The organism is Lacrimispora sp., from assembly GCF_032078915.1.
GTDB lineage: Bacteria > Bacillota > Clostridia > Lachnospirales > Lachnospiraceae > Lacrimispora.
Genome location: NZ_DAMAUN010000002.1, coordinates 24,387 through 49,786 on the forward strand (window position 1 = coordinate 24,387; position 25,400 = coordinate 49,786).

At 42.7% G+C, this 25,400-nt stretch carries 30 protein-coding genes; 25 read left to right on the plus strand and 5 right to left on the minus strand.

Annotation, left to right across the window (positions count from 1 at the left end; genetic code table 11):
* The first annotated feature begins 10 nt into the window (after positions 1-10).
* Complete coding sequence (locus tag RT269_RS01190; RefSeq protein ID WP_025232984.1) at positions 11-760, plus strand: ABC transporter ATP-binding protein; 750 nt, start codon at positions 11-13, stop codon at positions 758-760.
* A 104-nt stretch (positions 761-864) separates the two neighbouring features.
* Here the strand turns inward: RT269_RS01190 and RT269_RS01195 are convergent, their stop codons facing one another.
* Both RT269_RS01195 and RT269_RS01200 read right to left on the minus strand, forming a co-directional pair.
* The gene (locus RT269_RS01195; protein ID WP_313180183.1) at positions 865-1,614 is read right to left on the minus strand and encodes a LytR/AlgR family response regulator transcription factor; all 750 of its coding nucleotides are present in this window, start codon (positions 1,612-1,614) and stop codon (positions 865-867) included.
* 11 nt (positions 1,615-1,625) lie between these two features.
* On the minus strand, positions 1,626-2,939 hold the full coding sequence (locus tag RT269_RS01200) for a GHKL domain-containing protein (RefSeq protein WP_313180184.1): 1,314 nt from the start codon (positions 2,937-2,939) through the stop codon (positions 1,626-1,628).
* Positions 2,940-3,119: 180 nt separating this feature from the next.
* Here RT269_RS01200 and RT269_RS01205 point away from each other — a divergent pair, with 180 nt between their 5' ends.
* From RT269_RS01205 to RT269_RS01215, 3 genes are all read left to right on the plus strand, one after another.
* Entirely contained in the window at positions 3,120-3,689 is a 570-nt protein-coding gene (locus tag RT269_RS01205; RefSeq protein ID WP_313180185.1) for an accessory gene regulator B family protein, read from the plus strand.
* Positions 3,686-3,832 (plus strand): exodeoxyribonuclease V subunit alpha, encoded by a 147-nt coding sequence (locus RT269_RS01210; RefSeq protein WP_313180186.1) that lies wholly within the window; start codon positions 3,686-3,688, stop codon positions 3,830-3,832. Before RT269_RS01205 ends, RT269_RS01210 begins: the two co-directional genes overlap by 4 nt.
* A gap of 410 nt (positions 3,833-4,242) precedes the next feature.
* Positions 4,243-4,428, plus strand: a complete 186-nt coding sequence (locus tag RT269_RS01215) for a hypothetical protein (protein WP_313180187.1) — start codon at positions 4,243-4,245, stop codon at positions 4,426-4,428.
* Positions 4,429-4,570: 142 nt separating this feature from the next.
* On the opposite strand, the gene RT269_RS01220 is transcribed toward RT269_RS01215, so the two are convergent.
* Complete coding sequence (locus RT269_RS01220; protein ID WP_313180188.1) at positions 4,571-6,313, minus strand: Rqc2 family fibronectin-binding protein; 1,743 nt, start codon at positions 6,311-6,313, stop codon at positions 4,571-4,573.
* A gap of 142 nt (positions 6,314-6,455) precedes the next feature.
* Here RT269_RS01220 and RT269_RS01225 point away from each other — a divergent pair, with 142 nt between their 5' ends.
* The 11 genes from RT269_RS01225 to RT269_RS01275 all read left to right on the plus strand — a co-directional run bounded on the left by RT269_RS01225 (position 6,456) and on the right by RT269_RS01275 (position 14,741).
* A complete protein-coding gene (locus tag RT269_RS01225) occupies positions 6,456-7,334 on the plus strand; it encodes a YicC/YloC family endoribonuclease (RefSeq protein ID WP_313180189.1) in 879 nt (292 codons plus the stop codon).
* Positions 7,335-7,350: 16 nt separating this feature from the next.
* On the plus strand, positions 7,351-7,971 hold the full coding sequence (gene gmk, locus RT269_RS01230) for a guanylate kinase (RefSeq protein ID WP_313180190.1): 621 nt from the start codon (positions 7,351-7,353) through the stop codon (positions 7,969-7,971).
* Positions 7,972-7,997: 26 nt separating this feature from the next.
* A complete protein-coding gene (rpoZ, locus tag RT269_RS01235) occupies positions 7,998-8,252 on the plus strand; it encodes a DNA-directed RNA polymerase subunit omega (protein ID WP_313180191.1) in 255 nt (84 codons plus the stop codon).
* A 67-nt stretch (positions 8,253-8,319) separates the two neighbouring features.
* Positions 8,320-9,660: a 30S ribosomal protein S12 methylthiotransferase RimO gene (rimO, locus tag RT269_RS01240; protein ID WP_313180192.1), complete on the plus strand. Its 1,341-nt coding sequence runs from the start codon at positions 8,320-8,322 to the stop codon at positions 9,658-9,660.
* Positions 9,644-10,186 (plus strand): CDP-diacylglycerol--glycerol-3-phosphate 3-phosphatidyltransferase, encoded by a 543-nt coding sequence (gene pgsA, locus RT269_RS01245; RefSeq protein ID WP_313180193.1) that lies wholly within the window; start codon positions 9,644-9,646, stop codon positions 10,184-10,186. The genes rimO and pgsA overlap by 17 nt, the downstream gene beginning before the upstream one ends.
* Before the next feature lie 2 nt (positions 10,187-10,188).
* A complete protein-coding gene (locus RT269_RS01250) occupies positions 10,189-11,436 on the plus strand; it encodes a competence/damage-inducible protein A (RefSeq protein WP_313180194.1) in 1,248 nt (415 codons plus the stop codon).
* A 22-nt stretch (positions 11,437-11,458) separates the two neighbouring features.
* Positions 11,459-12,799, plus strand: coding sequence for a hypothetical protein (locus RT269_RS01255; protein ID WP_313180195.1), 1,341 nt, complete (start codon positions 11,459-11,461; stop codon positions 12,797-12,799).
* Positions 12,777-13,100, plus strand: coding sequence for a hypothetical protein (locus RT269_RS01260; RefSeq protein WP_313180196.1), 324 nt, complete (start codon positions 12,777-12,779; stop codon positions 13,098-13,100). Before RT269_RS01255 ends, RT269_RS01260 begins: the two co-directional genes overlap by 23 nt.
* Before the next feature lie 68 nt (positions 13,101-13,168).
* Positions 13,169-14,137, plus strand: a complete 969-nt coding sequence (locus tag RT269_RS01265) for a DUF2953 domain-containing protein (protein ID WP_313180197.1) — start codon at positions 13,169-13,171, stop codon at positions 14,135-14,137.
* Between the two features lies 1 nt (position 14,138).
* Positions 14,139-14,549 carry a GerW family sporulation protein gene (locus tag RT269_RS01270; protein ID WP_313180198.1) on the plus strand — a complete coding sequence of 137 codons (411 nt, stop codon included), beginning with the start codon at positions 14,139-14,141 and terminating at the stop codon, positions 14,547-14,549.
* Between the two features lie 54 nt (positions 14,550-14,603).
* Positions 14,604-14,741, plus strand: a complete 138-nt coding sequence (locus tag RT269_RS01275) for a hypothetical protein (protein WP_013272624.1) — start codon at positions 14,604-14,606, stop codon at positions 14,739-14,741.
* Between the two features lie 109 nt (positions 14,742-14,850).
* Here the strand turns inward: RT269_RS01275 and rpmB are convergent, their stop codons facing one another.
* Positions 14,851-15,039, minus strand: coding sequence for a 50S ribosomal protein L28 (gene rpmB / locus RT269_RS01280; RefSeq protein WP_025233002.1), 189 nt, complete (start codon positions 15,037-15,039; stop codon positions 14,851-14,853).
* A gap of 168 nt (positions 15,040-15,207) precedes the next feature.
* Here rpmB and RT269_RS01285 point away from each other — a divergent pair, with 168 nt between their 5' ends.
* The 9 genes from RT269_RS01285 to RT269_RS01325 all read left to right on the plus strand — a co-directional run bounded on the left by RT269_RS01285 (position 15,208) and on the right by RT269_RS01325 (position 23,412).
* Positions 15,208-15,564: an Asp23/Gls24 family envelope stress response protein gene (locus tag RT269_RS01285; RefSeq protein WP_024295513.1), complete on the plus strand. Its 357-nt coding sequence runs from the start codon at positions 15,208-15,210 to the stop codon at positions 15,562-15,564.
* 14 nt (positions 15,565-15,578) lie between these two features.
* Positions 15,579-17,252, plus strand: coding sequence for a DAK2 domain-containing protein (locus RT269_RS01290; protein WP_313180199.1), 1,674 nt, complete (start codon positions 15,579-15,581; stop codon positions 17,250-17,252).
* A 91-nt stretch (positions 17,253-17,343) separates the two neighbouring features.
* Positions 17,344-19,395, plus strand: coding sequence for an ATP-dependent DNA helicase RecG (gene recG, locus RT269_RS01295; RefSeq protein ID WP_313180200.1), 2,052 nt, complete (start codon positions 17,344-17,346; stop codon positions 19,393-19,395).
* 110 nt (positions 19,396-19,505) lie between these two features.
* Positions 19,506-20,201: a DUF975 family protein gene (locus RT269_RS01300; RefSeq protein WP_313180201.1), complete on the plus strand. Its 696-nt coding sequence runs from the start codon at positions 19,506-19,508 to the stop codon at positions 20,199-20,201.
* A gap of 73 nt (positions 20,202-20,274) precedes the next feature.
* Positions 20,275-20,898 (plus strand): uridine kinase, encoded by a 624-nt coding sequence (gene udk, locus RT269_RS01305; RefSeq protein ID WP_313180202.1) that lies wholly within the window; start codon positions 20,275-20,277, stop codon positions 20,896-20,898.
* A 182-nt stretch (positions 20,899-21,080) separates the two neighbouring features.
* Positions 21,081-21,284 carry an alpha/beta-type small acid-soluble spore protein gene (locus tag RT269_RS01310; protein WP_038281954.1) on the plus strand — a complete coding sequence of 68 codons (204 nt, stop codon included), beginning with the start codon at positions 21,081-21,083 and terminating at the stop codon, positions 21,282-21,284.
* 427 nt (positions 21,285-21,711) lie between these two features.
* Positions 21,712-22,272 carry a 16S rRNA (guanine(966)-N(2))-methyltransferase RsmD gene (gene rsmD / locus RT269_RS01315; RefSeq protein ID WP_313180203.1) on the plus strand — a complete coding sequence of 187 codons (561 nt, stop codon included), beginning with the start codon at positions 21,712-21,714 and terminating at the stop codon, positions 22,270-22,272.
* Between the two features lie 49 nt (positions 22,273-22,321).
* Positions 22,322-22,810 (plus strand): pantetheine-phosphate adenylyltransferase, encoded by a 489-nt coding sequence (gene coaD / locus RT269_RS01320; RefSeq protein WP_313180204.1) that lies wholly within the window; start codon positions 22,322-22,324, stop codon positions 22,808-22,810.
* Positions 22,811-22,830: 20 nt separating this feature from the next.
* Positions 22,831-23,412 (plus strand): vacuolar family H+-ATPase subunit H, encoded by a 582-nt coding sequence (locus tag RT269_RS01325; protein WP_313180205.1) that lies wholly within the window; start codon positions 22,831-22,833, stop codon positions 23,410-23,412.
* Here the strand turns inward: RT269_RS01325 and RT269_RS01330 are convergent.
* A complete protein-coding gene (locus RT269_RS01330) occupies positions 23,369-24,295 on the minus strand; it encodes a nucleoside recognition protein (protein ID WP_313180206.1) in 927 nt (308 codons plus the stop codon). The two genes, RT269_RS01325 and RT269_RS01330, sit on opposite strands and share 44 nt — an antisense overlap.
* Positions 24,296-24,346: 51 nt before the next feature.
* On the opposite strand from RT269_RS01330, the gene RT269_RS01335 reads away from it, so the two are divergent.
* A complete protein-coding gene (locus RT269_RS01335; RefSeq protein ID WP_313180331.1) occupies positions 24,347-25,156 on the plus strand; it encodes a M23 family metallopeptidase in 810 nt (269 codons plus the stop codon).
* The last annotated feature ends 244 nt before the right edge of the window (positions 25,157-25,400 follow it).

Consider the following 25,400-nt stretch of genomic DNA (forward strand, 5'->3'; position numbering starts at 1 on the left):
GGAGGAGTTTATGGAAGATAAAAGAGAAACAAAAGTAAAGGTAATGAATCTGACAAAACAGTTCGACCAGCTTCTTGTTCTGGATGACATATCCTTTGATGTGAAAAAAGGAGAATTCCTTTGTATCGTAGGGCCTACCGGCTGCGGCAAGACAACATTTTTAAACAGCCTTACTAAGCTTTACCAGCCCACAAAAGGGGAGATATTAATTAACAATGAGCCTGTAGATTTAAAAAAGCACAGCATTGCATATATTTTTCAGGAGTATTCAACGATGCCATGGCTGACGGTAGAGGAAAATATCCGGTTTGGTCTGGACATTAAGCATACTTCAAAAGAGTTGGCGGATCAGAAGGTGGAGGAGTATTTAGAGGTGGTAGGACTGACAAAATATCGTAAATACTATCCTGACCAGCTTTCCGCAAGTATGCTCCAGCGGGTAGTCATCGCCAGAGCATTTGCTACGGAGCCGGAGTTATTGTTAATGGATGAACCCTATGGGCAGCTGGATATTGAACTGCGGTTTAAGCTGGAAGATGAGCTGTTAAGCCTGTGGAAACGAAACGGGACAACTGTTATTTTCATTACCCACAATATCGAAGAGGCAGTTTATTTAGGGGAAAGGATTCTTGTTCTTACCAATAAGCCTACAACGATAAAAACAGAGATAAAAAATGATCTGCCAAGGCCGAGGGATATTGCGTCTAAGGACTTTGTAGAATTACGAAATAAAGTGACGGATTTAATTAAATGGTGGTAGGCTTTATTCAGCGATCACACATTAAAAGCAGCAGCTCCATAAGCATTCTCTAAAGGAATGACAGGGGCTGCTGTTTTTTACTGTGCTGCAATTGCCCAGCGCATCTATTTAACATGAATGTCATTTAAAGCTTTCTGTACTTTTCCCATCATACGAATCGATACGGAATAGGTTTCTTTATTATTCATTTGAAGTAAAGCATTTTCTCTGGAAAACTTTAATACATGTTTCATATTTATGATGGTGGAACGGTTACATTGGCAGAAACCGGAATTCAAAGTTGCATGTAATTCTTTTAATGAGCCTGAGATCTGACGTATCCCGGTTTTGGTATGAACGATGATTTTATGGGAATCGTCGCTGGTCGTAATTGCTACAATGTCATTTTGATCCAGAACCAGTGAATCCTTATCCAGTTTTATGGATAAAAGACGATTGGAGGAATCCAGCTGAGCCTTATAATTTCTTTCTGCATTTTGAATGCAAGAGCAGATTTGCAATGGCAAAGTTTCTGTTTTATCTTTTGTTATAAAGTCCATTGCTTCCACTTTATATCGGAAGGTAAGTACAGCCATTTCGCTGTGGGTAGTTACAAAAACAACATATCCCCGTGGATCATATTTGCGTATTTCCTGGGCAAGTTCAATTCCATTTTTATTTGACTGCAGATCAATGTCTAGAAAATAAAGTCCGGTAGTACTAGAACGCCTTCGCACGGAAAGGAGTTCTTCCGGTTTTGAAGTGGAGCAGTAAAGTATAGATTCCGTAGGGTTCATTAATAGATATTTTTCTATAATGTCTTTCCATCGGTTTAATTGTTTTTTATCATCTTCACAAAGATAGATGTGTATCATTTTTATACTCCTTATGTACCGGTATGTATTAGGATTAGTTCCTGCGTGAAAAAAGGTTCTTCATATGTAGTGTTCCAGATGGCATTTTCATAGTTTTTCAAAATTACGTCTACGTTAAAAAGGCCAATTCCTCTATTCGCGCCTTTTGTTGAAATGTCGTGGCTACGAAGCTCTGATATGGTATGTGTTAGAGGAAGGGCAGTGTTTTGAACGATGAGATAGAGATCCATTTCTTTATAAAACATGCAGAAATGTACTTTCTTTGCTTCTGTTTCCATAGCAGCTTCCATGGCATTATCTAAAAATATGCCGATGATCCGGGATAGATCGAGGCAATCCATGTTTAGGTCATTGATAGGCTCCGTCAGTTCTATTTCTGTTTTAATGCCTAATTCCATCATGTAGACAAATTTAGAGGAGAGAAGGCTTTTTAAGGCGGTATTTTTAATGTTAGAGAGATTTCCCAGTTTGGTATCTGATTCTGTAAAGGCACGGCTGATAGGGAGGATTCTTTCTCCGTAATATTCTTTTAGGCTCTCCATATCATTTTCTTTCATAAAACCAGACATGGTAATAAGTATGTTCATATAATCGTGTTTGAATTTGCGCATAACACCATAAGAATTTTCTAAGCGTTCTGTATAGGTACGGAGATTTTCGAATTGTGCCATACGGTGTTTGTAAGATTGTTCGCTCATGGTAATTTTATAGACTGAATACATGAGAAAGACCGTAATAATAAATAAAAAAATAAAGATAAGTCCATTTAATGCTATGACACCATAGTTGTAGCCAAGACGTTCTCCGTAGGAAAAATTAAAAATGTAAAATAACATTAAGAGAAGCAAATCAATAAAAATCGCTTTCAGCAGATGACGATTGGTTAAATATTGTGAAAGTTTCAACTTTTTGTGAAGATACCAACCGATCAATTTTGTAGTACCCGCACAATATAAGCAATAAATGCAGGCAAAGAGCATGATTGATTTACTATTAGTTGAAAAGTCGTTCATGTCTATTTTAAGAAAAAAGGCCATTATCCACATAAATAGATAGCTGGAAGAAATACCATGAAGATAGCCGAATAAATAACAGCATAGGCTTAAATAGCGATCATCAGTAAAGAAATAAGTTAAAAGTGTGAGCCCTAAAAAGGTAATAAATGTACTGGCCTGTCCATAGATCCGGTTGAAAAGATAAGCAGTTCCAAATGTAAATAAAAATATAGTAAGTCTCTTAATAATTGTTAACTTGTTGGGGAGCAAATGTATACAAAAAAAGTAGACACTTAATGCTCCTGTAAATGTATAAATAAAATAAGTCATGATGTATCTCCTCGCCAGTAGATGTATGAGTACATTTTACATTGTTACAAATGGAAAGTAAAGGAAATTGTATTAAAAATAGATTCAGTTTGCGTTCAGGAAGAAAACTACTACGGTAATTACAAAAATATTTTATTAGCACAAGGATATGATAGTATATGGGCAAATGGTGGTGATAAAATGAGTATTACAAAAATAGCTGTTGGTTTTTGCGATTGGCTAAATAAGGTAAGCCCCAGAGATCCAGAAGAGAATAAAGTGATCCAGTATGGAATGGAATTGTTTTTGGACAATATCATTAAAATTATTGTTATTTTGTTTATTGGTGTTGTTTTAGGTAAAGGATTTGAGTCAGTTGTGATATTATTTACATTTTGTAGCTTGAGATTACAGGCTGGCGGCATTCATGCTAAGACTAATTTGGGCTGTGGATTTAGTGCATTGCTGATTTGGGCAATATCAATATTAGGTGATCTCTTTTTCGATGTGAAAGTGTCATTCTTACCTTTTATTTATATTGTTTCTCTTTCCATTATTGTTTGTTGCGTTCCGAGAACTATAAATATTGAGCATTTTAGTCCACAAGATAAATTAAGAAAAAAAATAAATTCAATTATAGTCTTAACCTTGATGATGTCTGTAGCATTTTTAAATCCAGCTTTAAGGGATTTAATTATTTATCCTGTTATTTTGGAAGTGCTGACGTTACTTCCTAAAAATAAAATAAATATTAAAGGAGAGTACTTATGATGAAAAAAATGGCAGCAGAAAAATTACAGAAAATGTTAGTAAATGTATCTCTTAATTCTGTAGGAAAAAGTTTCCCGGCTTTAGTTTATGAAAGGAAAATTCCGGATGCAGTGTTAAAAATGCGTAAGGAGAATGATAAATAGGAGATCAATGAAGAAAAGAACTTTGTTTTTTAGTTTATGTGTAAATGGTCCGGTATGAGTAATATAATGATAATGTAATCATTATAGGAAGAAAAAGCACCTCTATGCCAAAGAAAATAATACATATAAATTTATTGTAAAATTTTCAAATCCAACTAGTTGGAATGTGTATAGTATAATTACTGTAGTAACAAGGGGGAAACTTCTGTTTCGGATTGATTAAGATCTTTATAAATAAATCAAAATATGAAAATTTTTCGTTCAGAAGTTTTATGGATACTCAGTAAAATAAGGTTAAAATAATTGCTGCCCTTTGAATTTATTCAAAGGGCAGTTAGTCAGTTGATTTGTTTGAAGTCTGGTAGCGCTTTTCTAAGACAAAGGGATGACAAAGATAGGAGACAAAGCAGATGAAAAATAAGTTGTTTCGAAAAATTCTAAAACTGGAAAAGAACTTGGCAGCTACTTCTGCGCAAAAGAATATCGTGTCAAAAAACAGAAAGAGAAAGATTATTCCGGATGAATATTTTATCGACGTGATAACAACCATACCGGAAAGAAAAGCTATGGTAGAAATAGAGTGTATTGATATATAACTAGGGAACTGACAAATAGCTAACAAAAGCAGGTATTGAGAAAGGCTGGTAATTCCCTCCTCGATACCTGCTTGTTTTGAATTTTACCTATATCTTTTCCTTCGTCGGCTCAATAAACGATTACGAGCCTTCCAGAATGGATTTACTTACATTCTTCCAACAGAATCTTTGGCTCAGCGACCATGGAATAATTGGTATGGTAGATAACAAAGCCAGGCGCCGCTCCGGCCACCTTTTTAATCTGCTTTTTCTGCACATAATCCACTTCCACCTTATCGTTTTCACGACCCTTGGAATAGTAGGCGGCTAAAGCTCCGGCTTCTTCAAATGCCCGGTCGGGAAGCTCTTTTCCTTCGGATTTTACGATCACATGGGAGCCTGGGATTCCTTTTGCATGGAACCACCAGTCATTGCCGCTTGCCACTTTAAAAGTCAGCTCTTCATTCTGGTAATTATTCTTCCCGACATAAATATGGAATCCGTCAGAAGAAAGGTAGTGGAAGGGCCTGCTTGTGATCTTGGGTTTTTTGTCACCAGATCGACGGTGCTTAATGTATCCGTACTCCATCAATTCTTCCTTGATCTGTACAAGATCCTCCTCCATTAAGGCGATGTCCAAAGCAGTACTTACAGATTCCAGATGGTCGATTTCCCGTTTGGTTTCCGCGATCTGATCTGTTACAGCTTCAAAGGTGCGCTTTAACTTATTGTATTTATCGAAATATTTCTGAGCATTTTCCTTTGCAGATAGCTGATCATCCATAGGAATGGTAATTTCCTCGTTGGTGTAATAATTAAGGCAGACCAGCTGCTTTTCACCTCCGGTCAATTCATATCCATAGGTATTGATAAGCTCTCCGTAAACCTTATACTTGTCCCGCTTTTCCGTATCCTTCAGCTGCTTGGCCTGAAGGTCGTATTTCTTATAATTTCGTTCCAGAGCTGTCTGAACGATTTTTCGTAAGTCAACGGATTTTTGCCGGATTCTGGTGATGGTATTTTTAGAGGCATAATAGTTTTCCAAAAGAGAGCTGATGGAGTCAAAGCATTGGGAAACATAGCCTTCTCCCTGATAACAGGTTAAGGGAAGGGCGGAGAATTCCACAGGCTCATCCTTTTTATATATAATGTTTGGAGTGAAATGTCCATGTTTTACATCCTCCATGATAAAGGAAAACATATGATACAAATGAACCAGTTCCAGTTCCGTCATTCCATTGGCGGAGCGGTCTCCGTCAATGGAGGCCAGATTGCAAAGCTCATGGCCCATAATGGGGCTTAGGCCGGTCAGTTTCATATACAGCGCTTTTTGTATGGGTGTGGCTGCCTGGCCGATTACATCAATGAATTCTTCTTCAGTGATGGTCAGAGGATCTTTTTTCTCCATGGTCTGTGGGATAAAATAGGTTCTTCCCGGCAAAACCTCCCGTACGGAGCTGACCTGGGCGGAGATGTGCTTTATGCTGTCTAAAATCAGGTCCTCTTCATTGCAAAAGATGATGTTACTATGCTTTCCCATAATTTCTATGATCAGTTTTTTGATTCTTTTGTCACCTAATTCATCGAAGTGCTCCACTTCCATACATAAGATCCGTTCCAGTCCCGGCTGGCTCACCCGGATAATGCGCCCGTTTCCGATGTGCTTTCTTAAAAGCATACAAAAATTCGGGGCGGTCATGGGGCTTTGCTTGTTTGCCTCTGTAAAATAGATGAGGGGGAGACTGGCACTGGCCGAAATCAGGAGTCTCCATGTGTTTTTCTGGTTTTTAATAGTAAACAGCAGTTCATCCTTTTCCGGCTGGGCTATTTTTGCAATTTTTCCGCCTTCCAGCCGGTTTTTCATCTCTGCTGCGAGATTTGCCATAACAATTCCGTCTAATGCCATCGTCTGTACCTCCGGTAAATGGTCTATATAATAAGGATAGTATAGCACAGAATCAACTTTCTGTAAAATTTAAAACCAATTGACTTGTATTTTATTATGAATTATAATGGATGATATCTATGGCGAAAGAGAGGCATATGGAATGATCAAAAGCATGACAGGTTTTGGCAGATGCGAAACTGTCACGGATGAATATAAGATTTCCGTAGAAATGAAAGCTGTAAATCACAGATATCTGGATTTAAGCATAAAGATGCCGAAAAAGTTTAATTTCTTTGAAGCAGGGATCAGGAATCTATTAAAGAATTATATCCAGCGCGGAAAGGTTGATGTATTTATCACCTATGAGGATTACACAGAGAATAAGCTGTGCTTGAAGTATAACAGTGCGCTGGCTGCTGAATATATGGATTATTTCGCAAAGATGGAGGCACAATTCGGAATTCAGAACGACATCAAGGTATCGGCCCTGGCCAGATGCCCGGAGGTCCTTATCATGGAAGAGGTACCGGAGGATGAGAATCAGATGTGGAAACTTCTTTCAGAAACCATAGAGGAAGCTGCAAAACGTTTTGTGGAAACCAGAGTGACAGAAGGAGAAAACCTAAAGAACGATCTTCTTGGAAAGCTTAAGTTTATGACGGAGCTTGTAGAGTTCATAGAAGAACGGTCCCCCAGGATTCTTTTGGAATACAGGGCAAAGCTGGAGGATAAGGTGAAGGAATTGCTGGCAAACGCTTCCGTTGATGATGGAAGAATTGCTGCGGAAGTTACCATATTTGCCGATAAAATCTGTGTGGATGAAGAAACCGTACGGCTTAGGAGCCACATTGAAAATACTTGTGCAGAGCTTAATGCAGGCGGAAGTGTGGGAAGAAAACTGGATTTCATCGCTCAGGAGATGAACCGGGAGGCGAATACCATACTTTCCAAAGCCAATGACCTGGAAATTTCCGATAAGGCCATCGCTTTAAAGACCGAGATTGAAAAGGTTAGGGAACAGATCCAGAATATTGAGTAGGAGTGTAACGAATAACATGAATGAAAATGGCATATTGGTAGTCGTATCCGGATTTTCAGGGGCAGGCAAGGGTACCTTGATGAAAGAGCTTCTGAAACGGTATGATAATTATGCGTTGTCCATATCCGCTACCACCAGAAATCCCAGAGAGGGAGAAGCAGACGGCAGGGAATATTTCTTTGTGACAGAAGAACATTTTAAGGATATGATACAAAAGGAAGAATTGATCGAATATGCCCAGTACGTCAACCATTACTATGGTACACCCAAGGAATACGTTTTAAACCAGATGAAAATGGGGAAGGATGTAATCCTGGAAATTGAAATTCAGGGGGCGCTAAAAGTAAAGAAACATTTCCCTGCTGCGATATTGATTTTTGTCATGCCACCCAATGCAGAGGAATTAAAACGCCGTCTCATAGGCCGCGGTACGGAAAACATGGATGTGATCAATGCCAGACTCCGCCGGGCAGCTGAGGAAGCGGAGGGTATGGAGGGCTATGATTATATCCTCATTAACGATAAGATAGACACTTGTGTGGAAGAGATGCACCGCATGATTCAGGTACAGCATAACCGTGCTTCCAATAATATGGCATTTTTATCCCATATTCGGGAAGAATTAAAGAATATATAGAGCCGATTGAGAAAGGGGAATAAAATATGTTACATCCATCTTATTCAGATTTGATTAATGTAGTAAACAGCGAGGTAGAGCCAGGAGAGGCTCCTGTTGTACAGAGCCGTTATTCTATCGTGATTGCCGCAGCTAAGAGAGCGAGGCAGATTATCGGCGGCTCAGAGCCGGAGGTTTTGGGAGCTGGTAAGAAACCGCTTTCTATTGCCGTAGAGGAACTGTATGAGGGCAAAGTGAAGATTTTAAGCGAAGCGGACGCAACAGAAGAAGACGATAATTAGGAAAGAGGCCGTCTCCCTTTTGGATGAGATGGCCTTTCCCATTATAAAGAAAGACAGGAGTTAAGACATGAAGTTATTATGTGTTTCACTGGGCTGCGACAAGAATCTCGTGGATACAGAGATGATGCTGGGCCTTCTGAATAAAGACGGATATACCTTTACGGATGATGAGTATGAGGCGGATGTGATCGTGATCAATACCTGTTGCTTCATCGGTGATGCAAAAGAAGAAAGCGTAAATACCATACTGGAGATGGCCCAGAGAAAGATCGATGGCAAATGCAAGGCATTGATCGTAACTGGCTGCCTGGCCCAGCGGTATAAACAGGAGATCATAGATGAGATTCCTGAAGTGGATGGAATTTTAGGTACTTCCACCTATGACGAGATCTCTCACGTTCTGGCGGAAGCTTTGGGCGGAAAAGAACACGTTCAGCGTTTTCACGAACTTGATGAGCTTCCGGAAGTGGAAACAGACCGGATTCTTACAACAGGGGGACATTATGCTTTTTTAAAGATTGCAGAAGGCTGTGACAAGCATTGTACTTACTGTATCATACCGTCTCTGCGTGGAAATTACCGCAGCGTTCCTATGGAGCGTCTGGTAAAGGAGGCTAAACGGCTGGCTGATAGGGGAGTGAAAGAGCTTATTTTAGTAGCTCAGGAAACGACTCTGTATGGCGTGGATCTATATGGTGAGAAGTCACTTTCAAAGCTTCTTAAAAGTCTGTGCCGCATATCCGGGATTCAGTGGATCCGGATCCAGTACTGTTATCCGGAAGAAATCACGGATGAGCTGATCCAGACCATAAAGGAAGAAGAGAAGATCTGCAAATACCTTGATTTGCCCATTCAGCATGCCAGCGACCGGATCTTAAAACGCATGGGCCGTAAGACCACAAAGGCCCAGCTTCGTGAAACCGTGGAAAAGCTTCGGAGAGAAATCCCGGATATTGCACTAAGAACTACATTGATCTCCGGATTCCCAGGGGAGACCCAGGAAGATCATGAAGAGCTGATGGAGTTCGTGGATGAGATGGAATTCCAGCGTTTGGGAGTGTTTGCATATTCTGCAGAAGAAGATACTCCTGCTGCGGAATTTCCGGATCAGGTTTTGCAGGAAGCAAAGGAGGAACGCCGTGACGCCATCATGGAGCTTCAGCAGGAAATCTCCTATGATTTTTCCAAGTCCATGGTTGGGAAAACTCTGGAGGTCATGATAGAAGGCAAGGTGGCGGATGAAAACGCTTATGTAGGACGTACTTATATGGATGGGCCTGGTGTGGATGGAATGATTTTTGTTCAGACAGCCGAAGAACTGATGTCAGGTGATTTTGCAAGAGTCCGCGTGACAGGGGCTATGGAATATGATTTGATAGGAGAGTTGGAGGATGAATTTACCGAATAAGCTTACGATTTTAAGGGTTATTATGATTCCGTTTTTTGTTCTGTTTCTGCTGCTTGACGGAGGCGGCAATGCATCATACCGTTACATTGCGGCTGTTATATTTATTGTGGCCAGCTTTACGGATTTTCTTGATGGAAATATTGCAAGAAAGTATGGCCTTGTGACTAATTTTGGCAAGTTTATGGACCCTCTGGCGGATAAGCTGCTGGTCTGTGCAGGACTTATCTGTTTTACGGCCCTGGGCCAGCTTTCTGCCTGGATCGTTATCGTGATCATCAGCCGTGAATTTATTATCAGCGGTTTCCGTCTGGTGGCTTCTGATAATGGCGTGGTGATCGCGGCAAGTTATTGGGGAAAGTTTAAAACAGTGTCCCAGATGATTATGTCGGTTCTTCTTATCCTGAATATTCCGGCATTGTCCATCCTCACAACGGTGTTTATCTGGATCGCCACTATCCTTACCTTGGTTTCACTAGTTGATTATATAGCAAAAAATTACCGCGTTCTTATGGAAGGGAGTATGTGATCATGGTTGTTGAACTGATTTCAGTTGGAACGGAACTTCTTCTTGGAAATATTGTAAATACCAATACTCAGTATCTGGCGGAGAAATGTGCGCTCTTGGGACTCTCCATGTATCATCAAGTTACGGTGGGCGATAACAGGGAACGCCTTTCTGAGGCATTTGAGACTGCCTTAAAGCGCTCGGATGTTGTCATCCTGACCGGAGGCCTTGGACCTACGGAGGATGATCTGACAAAAGAAGTCTGCGCAGAGGTCATGGGACTCTCTTTAATGGAAGACAGCCATACAAAGGAGAGGATCAAAGAGTATTTTAAAAACAGCATTTATAAAGAGATTCCAGATAATAACTGGAAGCAGGCATTGGTTCCTAAAGGAGCGGCTGTACTTGACAACCATAACGGTACTGCTCCCGGACTGATTTTAGAAAAGGATGGAAAGGCGGCAATCCTGCTGCCCGGACCTCCAAATGAGTTAAAGCCCCTGTTCCGCGATCAGGTATTTCCTTACCTTCAGAAGCTCCAGCCTGAAGTGATCCGTTCTCAAATGATCAAGATCTGCGGGCATGGAGAGAGCCAGGTAGAGAATAAGCTTCTTGACCTCATTGACGGACAGTCCAACCCGACCATTGCCACCTATGCGAAGACGGCTGAGGTGCATTTAAGAGTCACAGCTAAAGCATCAAGTGAAGAGGAAGCCAAAAGCCTTTTAAAACCGGTGGTAAAAGAAATCAAAAACCGTTTTGGTAACGATGTGTATACCACAAAAGAGGAAGAGACCCTTGAAATGGCGGTAGTCCGTCTCCTGAAAAAATATGAGCTGACGGTGACTACGGCGGAATCCTGCACCGGAGGACTGATTGCAGGACGTCTGGTGAATGTGCCGGGGGCTTCCGAAGTGTTTCGGGAAGGTTTTATCACTTATTCCAACAAGGCAAAGAGAAAACATCTTGATGTAAGCAAAGGCACCTTGAAGAAATACGGTGCAGTCAGCGAACAGACTGCCAAAGAAATGGCGATTGGTGGTGTTTTCGCGGCTGATTCCGATGTCTGCATCGCAGTGACAGGGATCGCAGGACCGGATTTTGATGGGGAAAAACCGGTAGGACTTGTTTACATGGCCTGCTATATGAAGGATAAGGTTTCAGTGGAAGAATATCATTTTAAGGGAAACCGGGAGAAGATCAGGGAACAGTCTGTAGTAAAGGCACTGGACCTGCTGCGCCGTTCCATTCTTAAGAATTATCATTCATAAAACCTTCCGGGAGGAGATAAATTTGGAAACCCGTTTGCTGAAAAAACAGATGACTGCAGCGTACCAGTACTCTTATGTAAGACTGGTGCTGAATTATTATACTTTATTTGAAACCGTAGGGGAGGAGCCGGTGATTCCGGAGCGGATTATTGCTTACTGTCTGCAGCTTAACGGGCTGCTAAAAGAGCATTTTTCCGGAAAAGATGTGGAAGAGGAACTGCTTAAGCTTCGCGAGGGTATCACTCATGAAGTGGAGGTCCTGACTTCCTATACGGACTGCTTTCAGATTTATGAATATGTTATAAACCGCCTGGAACGGAAGTTTATGTCTTTGCCGGAAACCGAAGGTGATGATGATAGCTTTGCACAGCGTCTTATGGGATTCGTAACGGATACGAAGGAAACGGCCGTTATGAACGGAAGGATCAGGCAGATCATCGGACAGCTTCCGGTCCGTCTGACAAAACAGAAGTTTTTCAGTCTTGTTATGGAAGGACTGTCCGTTTACATTGGTTCTCCCATGGAGAATCTTAAGGATATGATGTATAACCTCCGCACAGAATCCATGGTGAAGCTTCCTTCCGGAATGGAAGAAGGGCATAAGGATCTTTTTAAGCTTTTGGAACAGTTCCGGCTTATGGATTACGGGAATATGACCGCTGAAGACTTTGAAGAAGCTTCTGAAAAGCTTGGCCTTGCCTGCGAGGGTCTTATGGATGAATCCGGCCTTTATATCATGCTCCAGGATATTATCAATGATTTTTGTGTTCTGGTATTTGCAAGACCGGATGCGGTTGTTGATGTGAAGGAGGAAGAACTTTACTGCTCCATGGTTACGGAGATTTTAGAAAAGTTCATAAAAGAAGATTATTCTCCTGCAGAAGAAGAGTTTTTTGACAGGCTTACTCAGCTGGAGGGAAGGCAGGAAGCTTATTATGAGCGGTATTTAAGGACCGAGCTGCCGGAAGAGAACGACGATCGGAATAAAGATCCGGATTATGTGAAAGCTGTAAATGTAGACAGGTTTTTATCCGGAAGCTCTTTTGTGGAATTAAAAAGCCGGGATGAGCAGAAGGAAACAGGTAAGGCGGATGAAGCGGCTGTTGTTGACCGTTCCTATCTGGAGAAAACGGCGAAGGAGTATTTTAAAGAGCTTGAGGAGGTATTCTCTGGCGTCTCCAGACCTGTGATCCGGGCCATAATGGCGAAGGTTTTATCAGACCTCCCTGTCTATTTCAATTCAATTGACGAAATACAGGCATATATTGCAGGAAGCTTAAAAAGCTGCCTGGATGAAGCGGAAAAGGAAACTTGCAAGGAATTATTGGAAGAGCTGATGGATGATGAAAATAAGCTGGTTTGACCGTTTGTACGTAGGTGAGAAAGCGAAGAAGAAACGTTACCGGATTATTCAGGGAATCCGCAGGTTAAAGCCTGGACCAGGGATTTATGTGATTACGCCTGCTTTAAATGGGAATAATATACTTGATATCTATCCGGCAATGTCCCTTTTATGGCCTCTTTACCAGGAGGAGGAATTTCTCATTTTAGGCATTGCGTCCGGTTACTGGGAAGCGTTAGAGGTGGCCGGGAATATCATCGGTGATATGTACCGGAAAACTGGAGGCTTCGATCTGCCTGCTTTTATAGGGAAGCCCCTTTAAGGGATACCTTTATGTCCGAAATACATGGGCGAAAGCAATGAAAGAAGCCGGTAAGGTGTGAGGTGTTCATGCTTCATATAATTTTGTTTATACTTAAAATTTTAGGGCTGCTGGTGCTTGCCGTATTAGGGCTTGTCCTCGCTGCTGCTCTGCTGATCCTTCTGGTTCCGGTACGGTACCAGGCAGAGGGATCCTATGACGGAAAGGTGAAGGGGAAAGCCAGGATTACCTGGCTGCTACATATCCTTTCCGTAACAGCTCAGTTCGAGGAAGACTTAATCGTGAGGGTACGGATTTTTGGCTTCCGCATAGGAAAACCCAAAAAGATGGACTCAGAGCTTAAGGAAGCGGAAGATATTATGGTTCAGGCCATGGAAATAATGGAACCGGAACCCATAAGAGATGCACAGGAAGTGAAAGATGAAATTCATGACAGGGTCAAGGAAGAACCAAAGAACCTGCCGCCTCCAAAGGAGGAATTAAGTAATTCGACGCCTCCCAAGGAAGAATTAAGAAATCCGACGCCTCCGAAGGAAGAGCCAAAAAAGAAAAAAGGATTCCGGTTTATGGGAGTGTTTGAAAAGCTAAAGAAGAAGGTTCTTAGGGCTTTTATAAAACTTAAGTTTTTTTTCCTGCGGATCTGTGATACACTGAGAACAATAAAAGACAAAAAAGATGAGATTTATGCCTGGATTTCCAATAAGGAGAACCAGAAGACAGGAAAGCTGCTTTTTAGACAGGTAAAAAGATTGATCCGCCATATCCTTCCCCGCCGGGGAAAGGGAAATATAACCTTTGGCTTTGATGATCCGTATCTGACCGGTCAGGTGCTCACCTATGCAAGCGTTATTTATCCGCTTTGCCATAAGCATTTGAACCTGTATCCGGTTTTTGACCAGACGGTGTTTACGGTGGAAGGAACGTTTCGCGGAAGGATCCGTATGGCGACGGTTCTTCTCATTGGATCGCGGATGCTGTTGGATAAAAATTTCAGGCGTTTGTTAAAAGGATGGCTTCATAAAGGAGGAATTGCTTAACGTGGCAGAGAATAATTTTACATCTACGGTAGAGTCGCTGTTTAAGGGAATGGATTCTTTTGTGGCGACAAAAACTGTGGTAGGAGATGCGGTAAAGGTGGATGATACGATCATTCTGCCTTTGGTGGATGTGACCTGCGGCATGGCCGCGGGATCCTTTGCGGGAGATACAAAGCATAACGGGGCAGGAGGCATGCATGCAAAGATGAGCCCCAGTGCGGTGTTAATCATTCAGAATGGAGTAACAAAGCTGGTTAACATCAAACAGCAGGATGCTGTAACGAAAATTCTGGATATGGTTCCGGATTTTGTCAATAAATTTGCCGGCGGAACAAAAGAGGTTTCCCCGGAAGCATTAAAGGTGGCGGAGGAGATGGCCGCTTCGGAAGAGAAGAAAAAAGCGGAAGAATAATAAAGGGATAAGCCGCATAGGATATTATATAGCCTGAATGGATTGAGGGATGATATGAGAAGAGTATGCGGACTTATGCTGTTCTGCTTTGGAGCGGGCATGGCAATTCTGCTTTTTATCCCGGCGACTATCGTAACGATCCTTTTTATTATCGGATGTCTGGTACTGGGATATAACCTGTTCTGCTGCTGAATAAGCAATGCTGTTAAAAATAAATGAGGCCAGCCTTATAAAAGGTCCGGCCTCATGAAAAAAGACAAAAAAATACTCCTGACTGATATCAGCCAGGAGTTTCCTTCGATTAAGCTCTTTCAACTAATCCGGATCTTAAGCAGGAAGTACATACGTACATCTTCTTATTAGCGCCGCCATTAACTTTTACTTTAACGGACTTCACATTTGCTTTCCACATCTTATTGGATCTTCTATGGGAATGGCTCACTGCGTTGCCAAAGTGAGCAGCTTTTTCACAAATTGCACATTTAGCCATGATTGCACCTCCTTAAAAGCGACTTGGACTTTTTATGGTTGAAAAATCCACAACAAATGTATGATAACAGAAAATACATGGATTTGCAAGTGAAAATTAAAAATTTGTTTCTTTTTTTGGAAAAATCATGTATAATCAAAACAGACAGAAAGAACGGAGGTAGAGACTATGAAGGGTTATATTAATAATAAACTGGGCGAAATCCAGGTAAGCCCTGATGTTATCGCTATGTATGCCGGAACGACCGCAGTGGAATGCTTCGGTATCGTCGGTATGGCGGCTGTCAGTATGAAAGACGGACTTGTTAAGCTTTTAAAACGGGAAGGCCTGACTCATGGAATCAATGTGAACATCCAGGACAACCATATCACCATTGATTTCCATGTAATTGTAGCCTATGGGGTCAGCATTTCTGCGGTGGCGGATAACTTGATTGAAAATGTAAAATACAAAGTAGAAGAATTCACAGGTATGACAGTAGATAAGATAAACATCTTTGTCGAAGGCGTAAGAGTGATTGATTAAGGAGGAAACTACCCGTGGGTATGAAGTATATAGACGCCAAAATGCTGCAGAAGGCATTTCTGGCAGGAGCAAAAGGACTGGAAGCAAAGAAAGAATGGATCAACGAACTGAATGTGTTTCCAGTGCCGGATGGAGATACCGGAACCAACATGACCATGACGATCATGGCGGCGGCAAAGGAAGTGGCTGCCATTGAGAATCCTACCATGGAATCGTTAGCAAAAGCAATTTCCTCCGGTTCATTAAGAGGAGCGAGAGGAAACTCCGGTGTGATCCTGTCCCAGTTGTTCCGTGGTTTCACAAAAGAGATCGCTGCCGCCAATCAGGTGACTGCCACCGTTTTAGCCAATTCCTTTGTACGGGCAACAGAAACAGCTTATAAAGCAGTCATGAAACCCAAAGAGGGAACCATTCTTACAGTAGCCAGAGGAATGGCAGAAAAGGCTGCGGAGCTGGTCACTGAGACAGAGGATATCCTTGAGTTCTGCCAGAAGGTAATCGAACATGGTGATTACGTATTGAGCCAGACGCCGGAGATGCTTCCTGTTTTAAAGCAGGCCGGAGTTGTAGATTCCGGCGGCCAGGGCCTTATGCAGGTAATGAAGGGAGCCTTTGACTGCCTGTCGGGCAAGGAGGTAGACTTATCTGTAGAGGTTGAAAAGCGCCCGGTTGTTACTACCGGAGCCTCAGGAGCAACAACTGCTGACATTGATATCCGGTTCGGTTACTGTACCGAGTTTATCATTAATCTGGAAAACCACTATGATGATAAGAACGAGCGCGATTTTAAAGGATACTTGGAATCCATTGGTGATTCCATTGTGGTTGTTTCGGACGATGACGTGGTAAAAGTCCATGTCCATACCAATGATCCGGGACTTGCTATCCAGAAGGCCCTTACTTATGGTTCCTTATCCCGCATGAAGATCGATAATATGAGGGAAGAACATCAGGAAAAATTAATTAAAGAATCGGAAAAACTTGCGGCACAGCAGAAGGCTGAGGGTGAAAAAAAGGCGGAGCAGAGAAAACCCTATGGCTTTATATCCGTATCTGCCGGGGAAGGTCTCGATGAAATATTCCGGGGGATCGGCGCAGATTACCTGATCCAGGGCGGTCAGACCATGAACCCAAGTACAGAGGATATGTTAAATGCCATCGAGAAGGTGAATGCTGACACCATCTATATCCTGCCAAACAATAAAAACATCATATTGGCTGCAGAGCAGGCCAAAAGCCTGATGGAAGACAAGAAGGTTATTGTGATCCCTTCAAAAACCATACCTCAGGGTATTACTGCCATCATCAATTTTGCTCCGGATTTATCACCGGAGGATAACGAGAAGATTATGACAGAAGAGATGTCCCGAGTGAAAACCGGGCAGGTGACCTATGCGGTCCGCAATACCATGATCGATGATATTGAGATCCGGGAAGGGGATATCATGGCGCTTGGCGACAGTGGTATTCTGGCGGTTGGAAAGGAAATTGAGTCCACGGTGTTAGAAGCCATGGAAGCCATGGTGGAAGAAGAATCTGAATTAGTGACCGTTTATTACGGTAAGGATGTTAAAGAAGAGGATGCAAAAGAGCTTAAGGAAAAAGCAGAAGTGCTGTTTTCCCAATGTGAGGTAGAGCTTCATGCAGGCGGACAGCCGATTTATTATTATCTCATATCAGTAGAATAAAAAGAGCCAGCGGCATTTTATATACCGGGCAGACGAGGCCTGTCTGCCCGGTTTTGCTGTGCAGGTAAAAAGAAAGGAGGAGGACCCGTCTTTGAATGGTGAGTCAATTGATTCCTTAAAGGGAATCGGTGAAAAAACAGGGAAATTGTTTCAAAAGGTGGGAGTGATAACCGTTGGGGATCTTTTGGAATATTATCCAAGGGCCTATGACACCTATGAGGAGCCTTGCCCCATTGGGGAGCTTAAACCGGATCAGGTGATGACAGTGGCAGGTATGCTTTACAAGACTCCGGATGTAAAACGGTACAGTCATATCCAGGTCATCACAACAACTTTAAAGGATATGACGGGAACTCTTTTGCTCACCTGGTACAATATGCCCTATCTTCACTCCACTTTAAAAGCAGGGACACGGGCTGTTTTCCGTGGCAGGGTGGTGAAGAAAAGCGGACGTCTTACCATGGAACAGCCGGAGGTATTTACGGAAGAGGCCTATGAGCAGGTGGTGCATTCCATGCAGCCTGTTTACGGTCAGACAAAGGGACTGAGCAATAAAACCATTGTAAGAGCTCAAAGGCAGGCGTTAAGCATCCGGAGTATGGTACGGGATTATATGCCTGCCGATTTGCGAAAAAAACACGAACTGGCGGAATATAATTTTGCTATTGAACATATTCATTTTCCGACGGACCGGAACGAACTGCTATTTGCCAGAAAAAGACTGGTGTTTGATGAGTTTTTTCTTTTTCTCATGGCGGTCCGGCGTTTAAAGGATGGCAGAGAGGATAAAAAGAGTGCTTATATCTTAAGCCTCTCTCCTGAAGTGGAGGCCTTGAGGAAAAGCCTTCCCTATTCTCTTACCAATGCCCAGGAAAAGGTTTTAAATGAGGTATACGGCGATCTGTCGGGAGGCAGGGTCATGAACCGGCTTATTCAGGGAGACGTAGGCTCCGGTAAGACGATCATTGCCATACTCTCCCTCCTTCAGGCTGCGTATAACGGATATCAGGGAGCTCTTATGGCGCCTACGGAGGTACTGGCAAAGCAGCATCTTGAATCCATGACAGAGCTGTTCGCCGCGCATCAGATCGACAAAAAGCCCATACTTGTTACAGGCTCCATGACGGCGAAGGAAAAAAGGATTGCTTACGAAAAGATAGCTTCCCATGAGGCGGATATCATTATAGGAACCCATGCCCTCATTCAGGAGAAGGTGGTATACGATAATCTGGCACTGGTGATCACCGATGAGCAGCATCGGTTCGGAGTCGGCCAGCGGGAAATGCTGGGGAAAAAGGGAGAAGAGCCTCATGTTCTGGTTATGAGCGCCACGCCCATCCCGCGAACCCTCGCCATTATCATTTACGGGGATCTGGACATCTCTATCATTGATGAGCTGCCGGCAAACCGTTTGCCCATTAAAAACTGTGTGGTAGATACCGGCTACCGGAAGAAGGCCTATGAATTTATCCGGAAAGAGATAGCAAGCGGCCGGCAGGCCTATGTGATCTGCCCTATGGTAGAAGCCAGCGAGATGATTGATGCGGAAAATGTAATGGATTATACGAAAATTTTAAGAGAGGCACTTCCGGGAATTTCTGTGGAATATCTTCATGGGAAAATGAAGCCTAAGGAAAAAAACGGGATCATGGAAAGATTTGCCGGCGGGGAAATTAAAGTTTTGGTTTCTACGACTGTAATCGAGGTAGGAGTGAATGTTCCCAATGCGACGGTAATGATGGTTGAAAATGCAGAACGCTTCGGGCTGGCTCAGCTTCACCAGCTGAGAGGGCGTGTGGGGCGGGGGAAATATCAGTCTTACTGTATTATGGTAGGAGCTTCGGAACAGGAAGGGACGAAAGAACGCCTGGATATCTTAAACCAGTCCAATGACGGTTTTTTTATTGCCTCAGAGGATTTAAAGCTTCGGGGACCCGGTGATATTTTCGGAATCAGGCAGAGTGGGGATCTTGAATTTAAACTGGGGGATATATTTACGGATGCAAACCTGTTAAAGACTGTATCAGAAGAAGTGAAACGGCTTTTTAATGTGGATCCGGAGCTGGAAAAAGAGGAACACCAGGAACTGAAAGGTAAGCTGCAAGAGTATCTTGAGAAAAGCTATGATAAGCTTAATTTGTAGTTAAAATAATTTGATTTTTTGATTTTTGCAGAAAATATTTGCAATAATCGACAGCAAATGATAAACTAATTTACGTAAAATTATGAATGCAAGGAAACAGGAGGAATGTAATGAGTAGAAAAGCCTTAAAATTTGATGCAAAGGATGCCATGAGGGATGCGATGGTAAGTCCTTTTATGGTTACAATAATAGTGGGTGTCATCATGGTTATATTATCTGCAGTGCAGGGTTTTCTTGATATATGGCAGGGCATGATAGAGAATGCGAGCGCTTATGGGGATTTAGGCCAGACCGGAGCATTTGCAGCCAGCAGCGTTATTTTTTTAGTGATTAATATTGTTGTTAGTACCATTATCCAGTTTGGGTATCAGTCTTACTGTTTAAAAGTTGCTAACAGGGATGATACTATGTCATATGGGGATTTATTCGGATCTGTAAGGTATTTGTTAAAAGCTCTGGGATTGATTCTCATGGTGTCTTTGCTTACTTTTTTGTGGACCTTGCTTTTAATCATTCCGGGAATTATAGCTGCTTACCGCTATTCACAGGCTATTATTATTATGGTTGAGGATCCAAGTAAAGGTATTATGCAATGCATTCGTGAAAGTAAGGAAATGATGGTAGGACATAAGTGGGAGTTCTTTGTTCTGGAGCTGTCCTTTATTTTATGGCAGCTTTTAGGCCTTGTCACCTGCGGCCTTGCTTTCATTTATGTATATCCCTATATGAAGGTTACTTTTGCTAATTATTATAATGCAATAAAACCTAATGCGGTTGTATATGAGGAAGCGACTGTAATTGAGTAAATGATAAAAGGGTTCAAACTTTTTTAAGAGGTTGAACCCTTTTGTACGGTAAACGAGTGGAGGAGCACGGAAGATGAAGTGTGTGATAATTGGAATTGCCGGAGGAACCGGCTCAGGGAAGTCGACCTTTACCAACCGGTTAAAGGATGCATTTTGTGATGATATCGCGGTTATTTATCATGATAATTATTATACAAAGCAGGATGGGATCTCTTTTGAAGAGAGAAAGAAAATGAATTATGACCATCCCGAAGCGTTTGAAACAGAGCTTTTGCTGGAGCAGCTTCGAAAGCTTCGGGCAGGAGAATCGGTTGATTGCCCTGTTTATGATTATTCCATGCACAACCGTTCTCAAAATGTGGTGAAGGTGGAGCCTAAAAAGGTTATTTTAGTCGAGGGGATCCTGGTTTTTGCAGATGAGCGCTTAAGGAGCATGTTTGATATAAAAATCTTTGTGGAGGCTGACGCCGATGAACGGATCCTTCGTCGGGTGATCCGGGATGTAAAGGAAAGAGGCCGGGATATCGAGGGTGTTGTGGAACAGTATTTAACTACAGTTAAGCCTATGCATTATTTGTATGTGGAGCCTACGAAACCAATGGCGGATGTTATTATAAACAGCGGCATGAATGAGGTTGCGTTTCAGTTGGTGAAAACGAATATTGAAAAAATATTGGAGTCAGGGAATCAGGGTTAAAAACGTATCTGCATGAGAATGTTTTTGAGGGCTCGATTTTTTTCCAGAAAAAAACATTTTACGAAAAACCTTCTAGTGTATTTCATTCTATTCCAGCCATAATAGGAGTGTAGCACAAAACACACCATGAATTATTAAAAAAACAAAATCATGGTGAATAGATGAAAAGGAGGCATATCATTATGTCAGGTAGATCTAATACTACAAATGTACCAGAGGCAAAAGAAGCAATGGATCGTTTTAAAATGGAAGTAGCCAGCGAGATTGGTGTTCCGTTAACCAACGGTTACAACGGTAACTTAACTTCTGCTCAGAACGGTTCCGTAGGCGGTTATATGGTTAAGAAGATGATCGAAGCCCAGGAAAGACAGATGGCAGGTAAATAATCTGTAAAAAACAAAGAAACACCCTTCGAATATAACAAGAAATAACTTTTAGTCCAATTCATGGACGATTGAAGGGAAGCAGGAGCTGCAGTTTCGTAACTGATAATCAGTTATGGGGGCTGCGGCTCCTGTTTTTTATGGTGAGATGGCATAGGTGGCTGGAAAGGTTTGGTGAGATGGCAAAGGTGGCTGGAAAGGTTTGGTGCGGTGGCGGAGTCCGCCATGGAACCCAGACTGCGCGGAGCGCAGTCTGGGTCGCGGGCTTCGCCCTATGAAAAAATACAGAAGTTCAGGTGCTTATGTGCAAGCACAACGCGCCTGAATTTCTGTATTTTTTCACCATGGCTCATTGCTGGCGCGAAAAATCAGTTGTATATCTACCGATTTCATACTATAATGGTTTGGAAAAATAAAGTGAGGAATTGTTATGAGAGTAATTGCCGGAAAAGCCAGGAGGCTTGCTTTGAAGACTATAGAGGGGCAGGATACGCGGCCTACGACAGATAGAATTAAAGAAACACTATTTAATATGATACAAGGGGACATGCCTGATTGCTGTTTTCTGGATTTATTCTCTGGCAGCGGGGCCATTGGAATCGAGGCGCTGAGCCGGGGAGCCAGGCTGGCGGTTATGGTGGAACAGAATCCGGGGGCAGTTGAATGCATCCGTGAGAATTTAAAGACCACCAAACTGGAGGATGGCGCCGTTGTGATGTATTGCGACGTCATAACAGGACTTGGAAGACTGGAAGGGAAAGGGTATGTGTTTGATTTTATATTTATGGACCCTCCCTATAATCAAGATTGGGAAAAAAAGGTTTTGCAGTATCTGGCTGATTCCCGGCTGATTGATGAGGACACGACGATGATTGTGGAAGCTTCTTTAGAAACTTCTTTTGATTTTTTGGAGAATATGGGATATCGGATGATAAGAGAAAAGAATTATAAAACCAATAAACATATTTTTATAGCAAGGAAAGGACTTTAAGAAATTGCCCAAAATACACGGGTAATAATAAGGAAAAGGAAGAGACCATATGAGAAAAGCAGTATATCCGGGAAGCTTTGATCCGGTGACTTTTGGTCATCTGGATATTATTGAACGTTCTGCCAGGATGTCGGACCATCTGATCATAGGAGTTTTAAATAATAATTCAAAAACTCCGTTGTTTTCTGTAGAAGAACGTGTTAATATGTTAAAGAGCCTTACAAAAGAACTTCCCAACGTGGAAGTGGAATCGTTTGGAGGGCTTTTGGTAGATTTTGTACGAGCCAAACAGGCGGATGCAGTGATTCGCGGGCTTCGGGCTGTAACGGATTTTGAATATGAATTGCAGATCGCACAGACAAACCGGGTCATGGCCCCAGAGATTGATACTGTGTTTTTGACGACGAATTTAAAATATTCTTACTTGAGTTCCAGCATTGTGAAGGAGATTGCCGCCTACGGTGGAGAGATAAACACGTTTGTACCTGCATGCGTTGCAGAGCGTGTAATGAAGAAGATGGAAGATAGAATGAAATAAGGGTAAGGAGTGTTCGTATTATGATGAGCAGAATTGAACAGTTAATCGGTGAAATTGAAGAATATATTGACAGCTGCAAATACCAGCCGCTCTCCAACAGTAAGATTGTGGTCAACAGGGATGAACTTGAAGAGCTTCTGGTAGAACTTCGTCTGCGCATTCCGGATGAAATCAAGCAGTATCAGAAGATCATCAGCAACCGTGACGCCATTATGAATGAAGCCCGCCAGCAGGCGGATTCTATTTTGGCCCAGGCCAATGCTCAGACCAATGAGTTGGTTAATGAGCATGAGATTATGCAGAAAGCATACACCCAGGCCAATGATATTATTGAACAGGCCAACAACCAAGCCCAGCAGATCGTGGAACAGGCGGTTTCTGATGCCAACGGAATCAGGCAAAGCGCTGTCCAGTATACGGATGACATGTTAAAGAGCCTTCAGACTATTATCAGTCATTCCATGGAAGGGGCTCAGGGCCGTTTTGACGCTTTTATGACTTCCATGCAGTCAAGCTATGATATCGTCTCCTCTAACCGCCAGGAGCTGACAGGAGCTGTCATGCCCGTGGAAGGAACGGAAGAAAACGGGACAACAGAATAAAAAGTATGATGGTAAGGAAGCTGTGAAGTACTTTCCAAGCTACATAGTGCCGGATGGATAATCCGGCATTTTTTATAACACTCTTTGTCTGAAAGATGCCGGATAATCCCCCGAAAGCGGTTACGGTTCCGATCCATAAACCTGCGGAGATTCCTGAAAAGGCCTGGGAAACGGCCTTGATTCCTGTGGTCATTTCTACAAATCCCAGGATAAGGGCCTTATACTGGGGGAGTTCTATGGGAAGTTTTGTTATGTAGAGGGCAAGGATGGAAAAAAGCATGATATATCCCCCGATCTTTACCATGACCTCGCAGGAATCCATCAGGCTGTCATCAAAGGATTTGGAGGATTCTCTGGTTACCGGAAGGGACAAGGCAGGTCCGTTTATGCCATAACAGCTCCTGGCTGCAATGGAAAGTGGAATTATGGGTAAGTAAACGCAGACAAGAAGGAGCCAGACCGGTACGGATGATGGAAGTCCTCCGGCAGCATAGCCTAACAAAAACATGGGGCTGGGATGATTGCAGATGGCTAATAGGTATCTTCCTTCTTTTTCCGAAATGCGTCCATTATCCATAAAATCACTGCAGGTTCTGGCTCCCATGGGATAACCACAGAGAAGTCCGGAAACAAGGGTATAGCTTCCTGCATCCGAAAGGCAAAAGAATCGATGAAGGATCCTTCTGACGGGGAAAATAAGGATGCGGATTGCATTTAAAGCAACAATCACATTGGAGCAGATCATAAAGGGCAAAAGAGTGGGTATCACGACTGAGCCCCATAAAACAAGTCCGTTTCTTGCCCCTTCAAAGGCTGTGGACGGAAAACGGAGCAACAGAATTAAGGCAGCAACAGAAAGCAGACGGAAAAAGGATTTTTTCATGTACACCTGAATAGATTGTTTTATATAATTATATGAAATGGCATGACTGATATGATGGTGATTCTTCTTTTCATCCTGATCCTTTCTGTTTTCCAGGTAACCATGATCGATTACCTGTATAATAATCCTACCTTTTACCAGCTCGACGCTTATACCTGGGAAAGCGATGACTTCAGAAGCTTAAAGCTTGGAAAAATGGTGGCGGAATGGGATTCTCTTGATTATGATACTTTGACTTCCCTAATGGTGGAGCATGAATATGATCTGACTGGTGTCACGGACCGTGACACCCATACGGACCGACTTTTAAAGGTGAAGCCGGCGGAGTATAGAAAGCTCCGTCAGGCTTATGAAACCATTTTATATGATTTAAAGTTTTTCCCGATCCCCTTATCCGTTCAGCCCGGTTCTCCGGATATAAGCTATCAAAACGGCTGGATGGACAACAGGACCTACGGAGGAGAACGAGGGCATGAAGGCTGCGACATCATGGGCGAGGACCAGCCCAGAGGGCATTATCCGGTGGTCAGCATGAGCGACGGAGTGGTGGAAAAGGTGGGGTGGCTGGAAAAGGGCGGCTGGCGGATCGGGATACGGACTCCAAAGGGAGCGTATCTTTATTATGCCCATCTTTACGGCTACAGCAGGCAGTGGAAGGAAGGGGACGAGGTAAAAGCGGGAGAGCTATTGGGATTTATGGGGGACACCGGTTACAGCCAGGTAGAGGGGACTACCGGCAACTTTCCAGTCCATTTGCATTTGGGAATTTATTTGCAGACCGATCATAATGAGGAAATGAGCGTAAATCCCTATTGGGTCTTAAAATACCTGGAGAAATACCGGTTGAAATATTCGTATTAATATATTATCGGAAGCAAAAAAAAGCGCTTCCGGTAATCGGATGGACGGGCTAAAAAGCAGCCCTTTTACCGAAACTTGCTTTGCAAATTCCGGTAAGTTATATATTATCGGAAGCAAAAAAAGCGCTTCCGGTAATCGGATGGACGGGCTAAAAAAGCAGGCCATTTATCGAAACTTGCCTTGCAAATTTCGATAAGCTATATTAAGATTGCTTACATAGGCATAGTTTATTTAATGAAGGCAG

Excerpts from the sequence above, each read along its gene's own strand:
- RT269_RS01335 (WP_313180331.1), top strand. The coding sequence starts at position 24,347 with ATGATGGTGATTCTTCTTTTCATCCTGATCCTTTCTGTTTTCCAGGTA.
- RT269_RS01250 (WP_313180194.1), top strand. The coding sequence starts at position 10,189 with ATGGTTGTTGAACTGATTTCAGTTGGAACGGAACTTCTTCTTGGAAAT.
- coaD (WP_313180204.1), top strand. The coding sequence starts at position 22,322 with ATGAGAAAAGCAGTATATCCGGGAAGCTTTGATCCGGTGACTTTTGGT.
- rpmB (WP_025233002.1), bottom strand. The coding sequence starts at position 15,039 with ATGGCTAAATGTGCAATTTGTGAAAAAGCTGCTCACTTTGGCAACGCA.
- RT269_RS01200 (WP_313180184.1), bottom strand. The coding sequence starts at position 2,939 with ATGACTTATTTTATTTATACATTTACAGGAGCATTAAGTGTCTACTTT.
- rimO (WP_313180192.1), top strand. The coding sequence starts at position 8,320 with ATGAAGTTATTATGTGTTTCACTGGGCTGCGACAAGAATCTCGTGGAT.
- udk (WP_313180202.1), top strand. The coding sequence starts at position 20,275 with ATGAAGTGTGTGATAATTGGAATTGCCGGAGGAACCGGCTCAGGGAAG.
- rsmD (WP_313180203.1), top strand. The coding sequence starts at position 21,712 with ATGAGAGTAATTGCCGGAAAAGCCAGGAGGCTTGCTTTGAAGACTATA.
- RT269_RS01195 (WP_313180183.1), bottom strand. The coding sequence starts at position 1,614 with ATGATACACATCTATCTTTGTGAAGATGATAAAAAACAATTAAACCGA.
- RT269_RS01210 (WP_313180186.1), top strand. The coding sequence starts at position 3,686 with ATGATGAAAAAAATGGCAGCAGAAAAATTACAGAAAATGTTAGTAAAT.
- RT269_RS01190 (WP_025232984.1), top strand. The coding sequence starts at position 11 with ATGGAAGATAAAAGAGAAACAAAAGTAAAGGTAATGAATCTGACAAAA.
- RT269_RS01310 (WP_038281954.1), top strand. The coding sequence starts at position 21,081 with ATGTCAGGTAGATCTAATACTACAAATGTACCAGAGGCAAAAGAAGCA.
- RT269_RS01225 (WP_313180189.1), top strand. The coding sequence starts at position 6,456 with ATGATCAAAAGCATGACAGGTTTTGGCAGATGCGAAACTGTCACGGAT.
- RT269_RS01330 (WP_313180206.1), bottom strand. The coding sequence starts at position 24,295 with ATGAAAAAATCCTTTTTCCGTCTGCTTTCTGTTGCTGCCTTAATTCTG.
- RT269_RS01205 (WP_313180185.1), top strand. The coding sequence starts at position 3,120 with ATGAGTATTACAAAAATAGCTGTTGGTTTTTGCGATTGGCTAAATAAG.
- gmk (WP_313180190.1), top strand. The coding sequence starts at position 7,351 with ATGAATGAAAATGGCATATTGGTAGTCGTATCCGGATTTTCAGGGGCA.
- RT269_RS01260 (WP_313180196.1), top strand. The coding sequence starts at position 12,777 with ATGATGAAAATAAGCTGGTTTGACCGTTTGTACGTAGGTGAGAAAGCG.
- RT269_RS01265 (WP_313180197.1), top strand. The coding sequence starts at position 13,169 with ATGCTTCATATAATTTTGTTTATACTTAAAATTTTAGGGCTGCTGGTG.
- RT269_RS01300 (WP_313180201.1), top strand. The coding sequence starts at position 19,506 with ATGAGTAGAAAAGCCTTAAAATTTGATGCAAAGGATGCCATGAGGGAT.
- RT269_RS01220 (WP_313180188.1), bottom strand. The coding sequence starts at position 6,313 with ATGGCATTAGACGGAATTGTTATGGCAAATCTCGCAGCAGAGATGAAA.
- RT269_RS01275 (WP_013272624.1), top strand. The coding sequence starts at position 14,604 with ATGAGAAGAGTATGCGGACTTATGCTGTTCTGCTTTGGAGCGGGCATG.
- RT269_RS01285 (WP_024295513.1), top strand. The coding sequence starts at position 15,208 with ATGAAGGGTTATATTAATAATAAACTGGGCGAAATCCAGGTAAGCCCT.
- RT269_RS01325 (WP_313180205.1), top strand. The coding sequence starts at position 22,831 with ATGATGAGCAGAATTGAACAGTTAATCGGTGAAATTGAAGAATATATT.
- pgsA (WP_313180193.1), top strand. The coding sequence starts at position 9,644 with ATGAATTTACCGAATAAGCTTACGATTTTAAGGGTTATTATGATTCCG.
- rpoZ (WP_313180191.1), top strand. The coding sequence starts at position 7,998 with ATGTTACATCCATCTTATTCAGATTTGATTAATGTAGTAAACAGCGAG.
- RT269_RS01215 (WP_313180187.1), top strand. The coding sequence starts at position 4,243 with ATGAAAAATAAGTTGTTTCGAAAAATTCTAAAACTGGAAAAGAACTTG.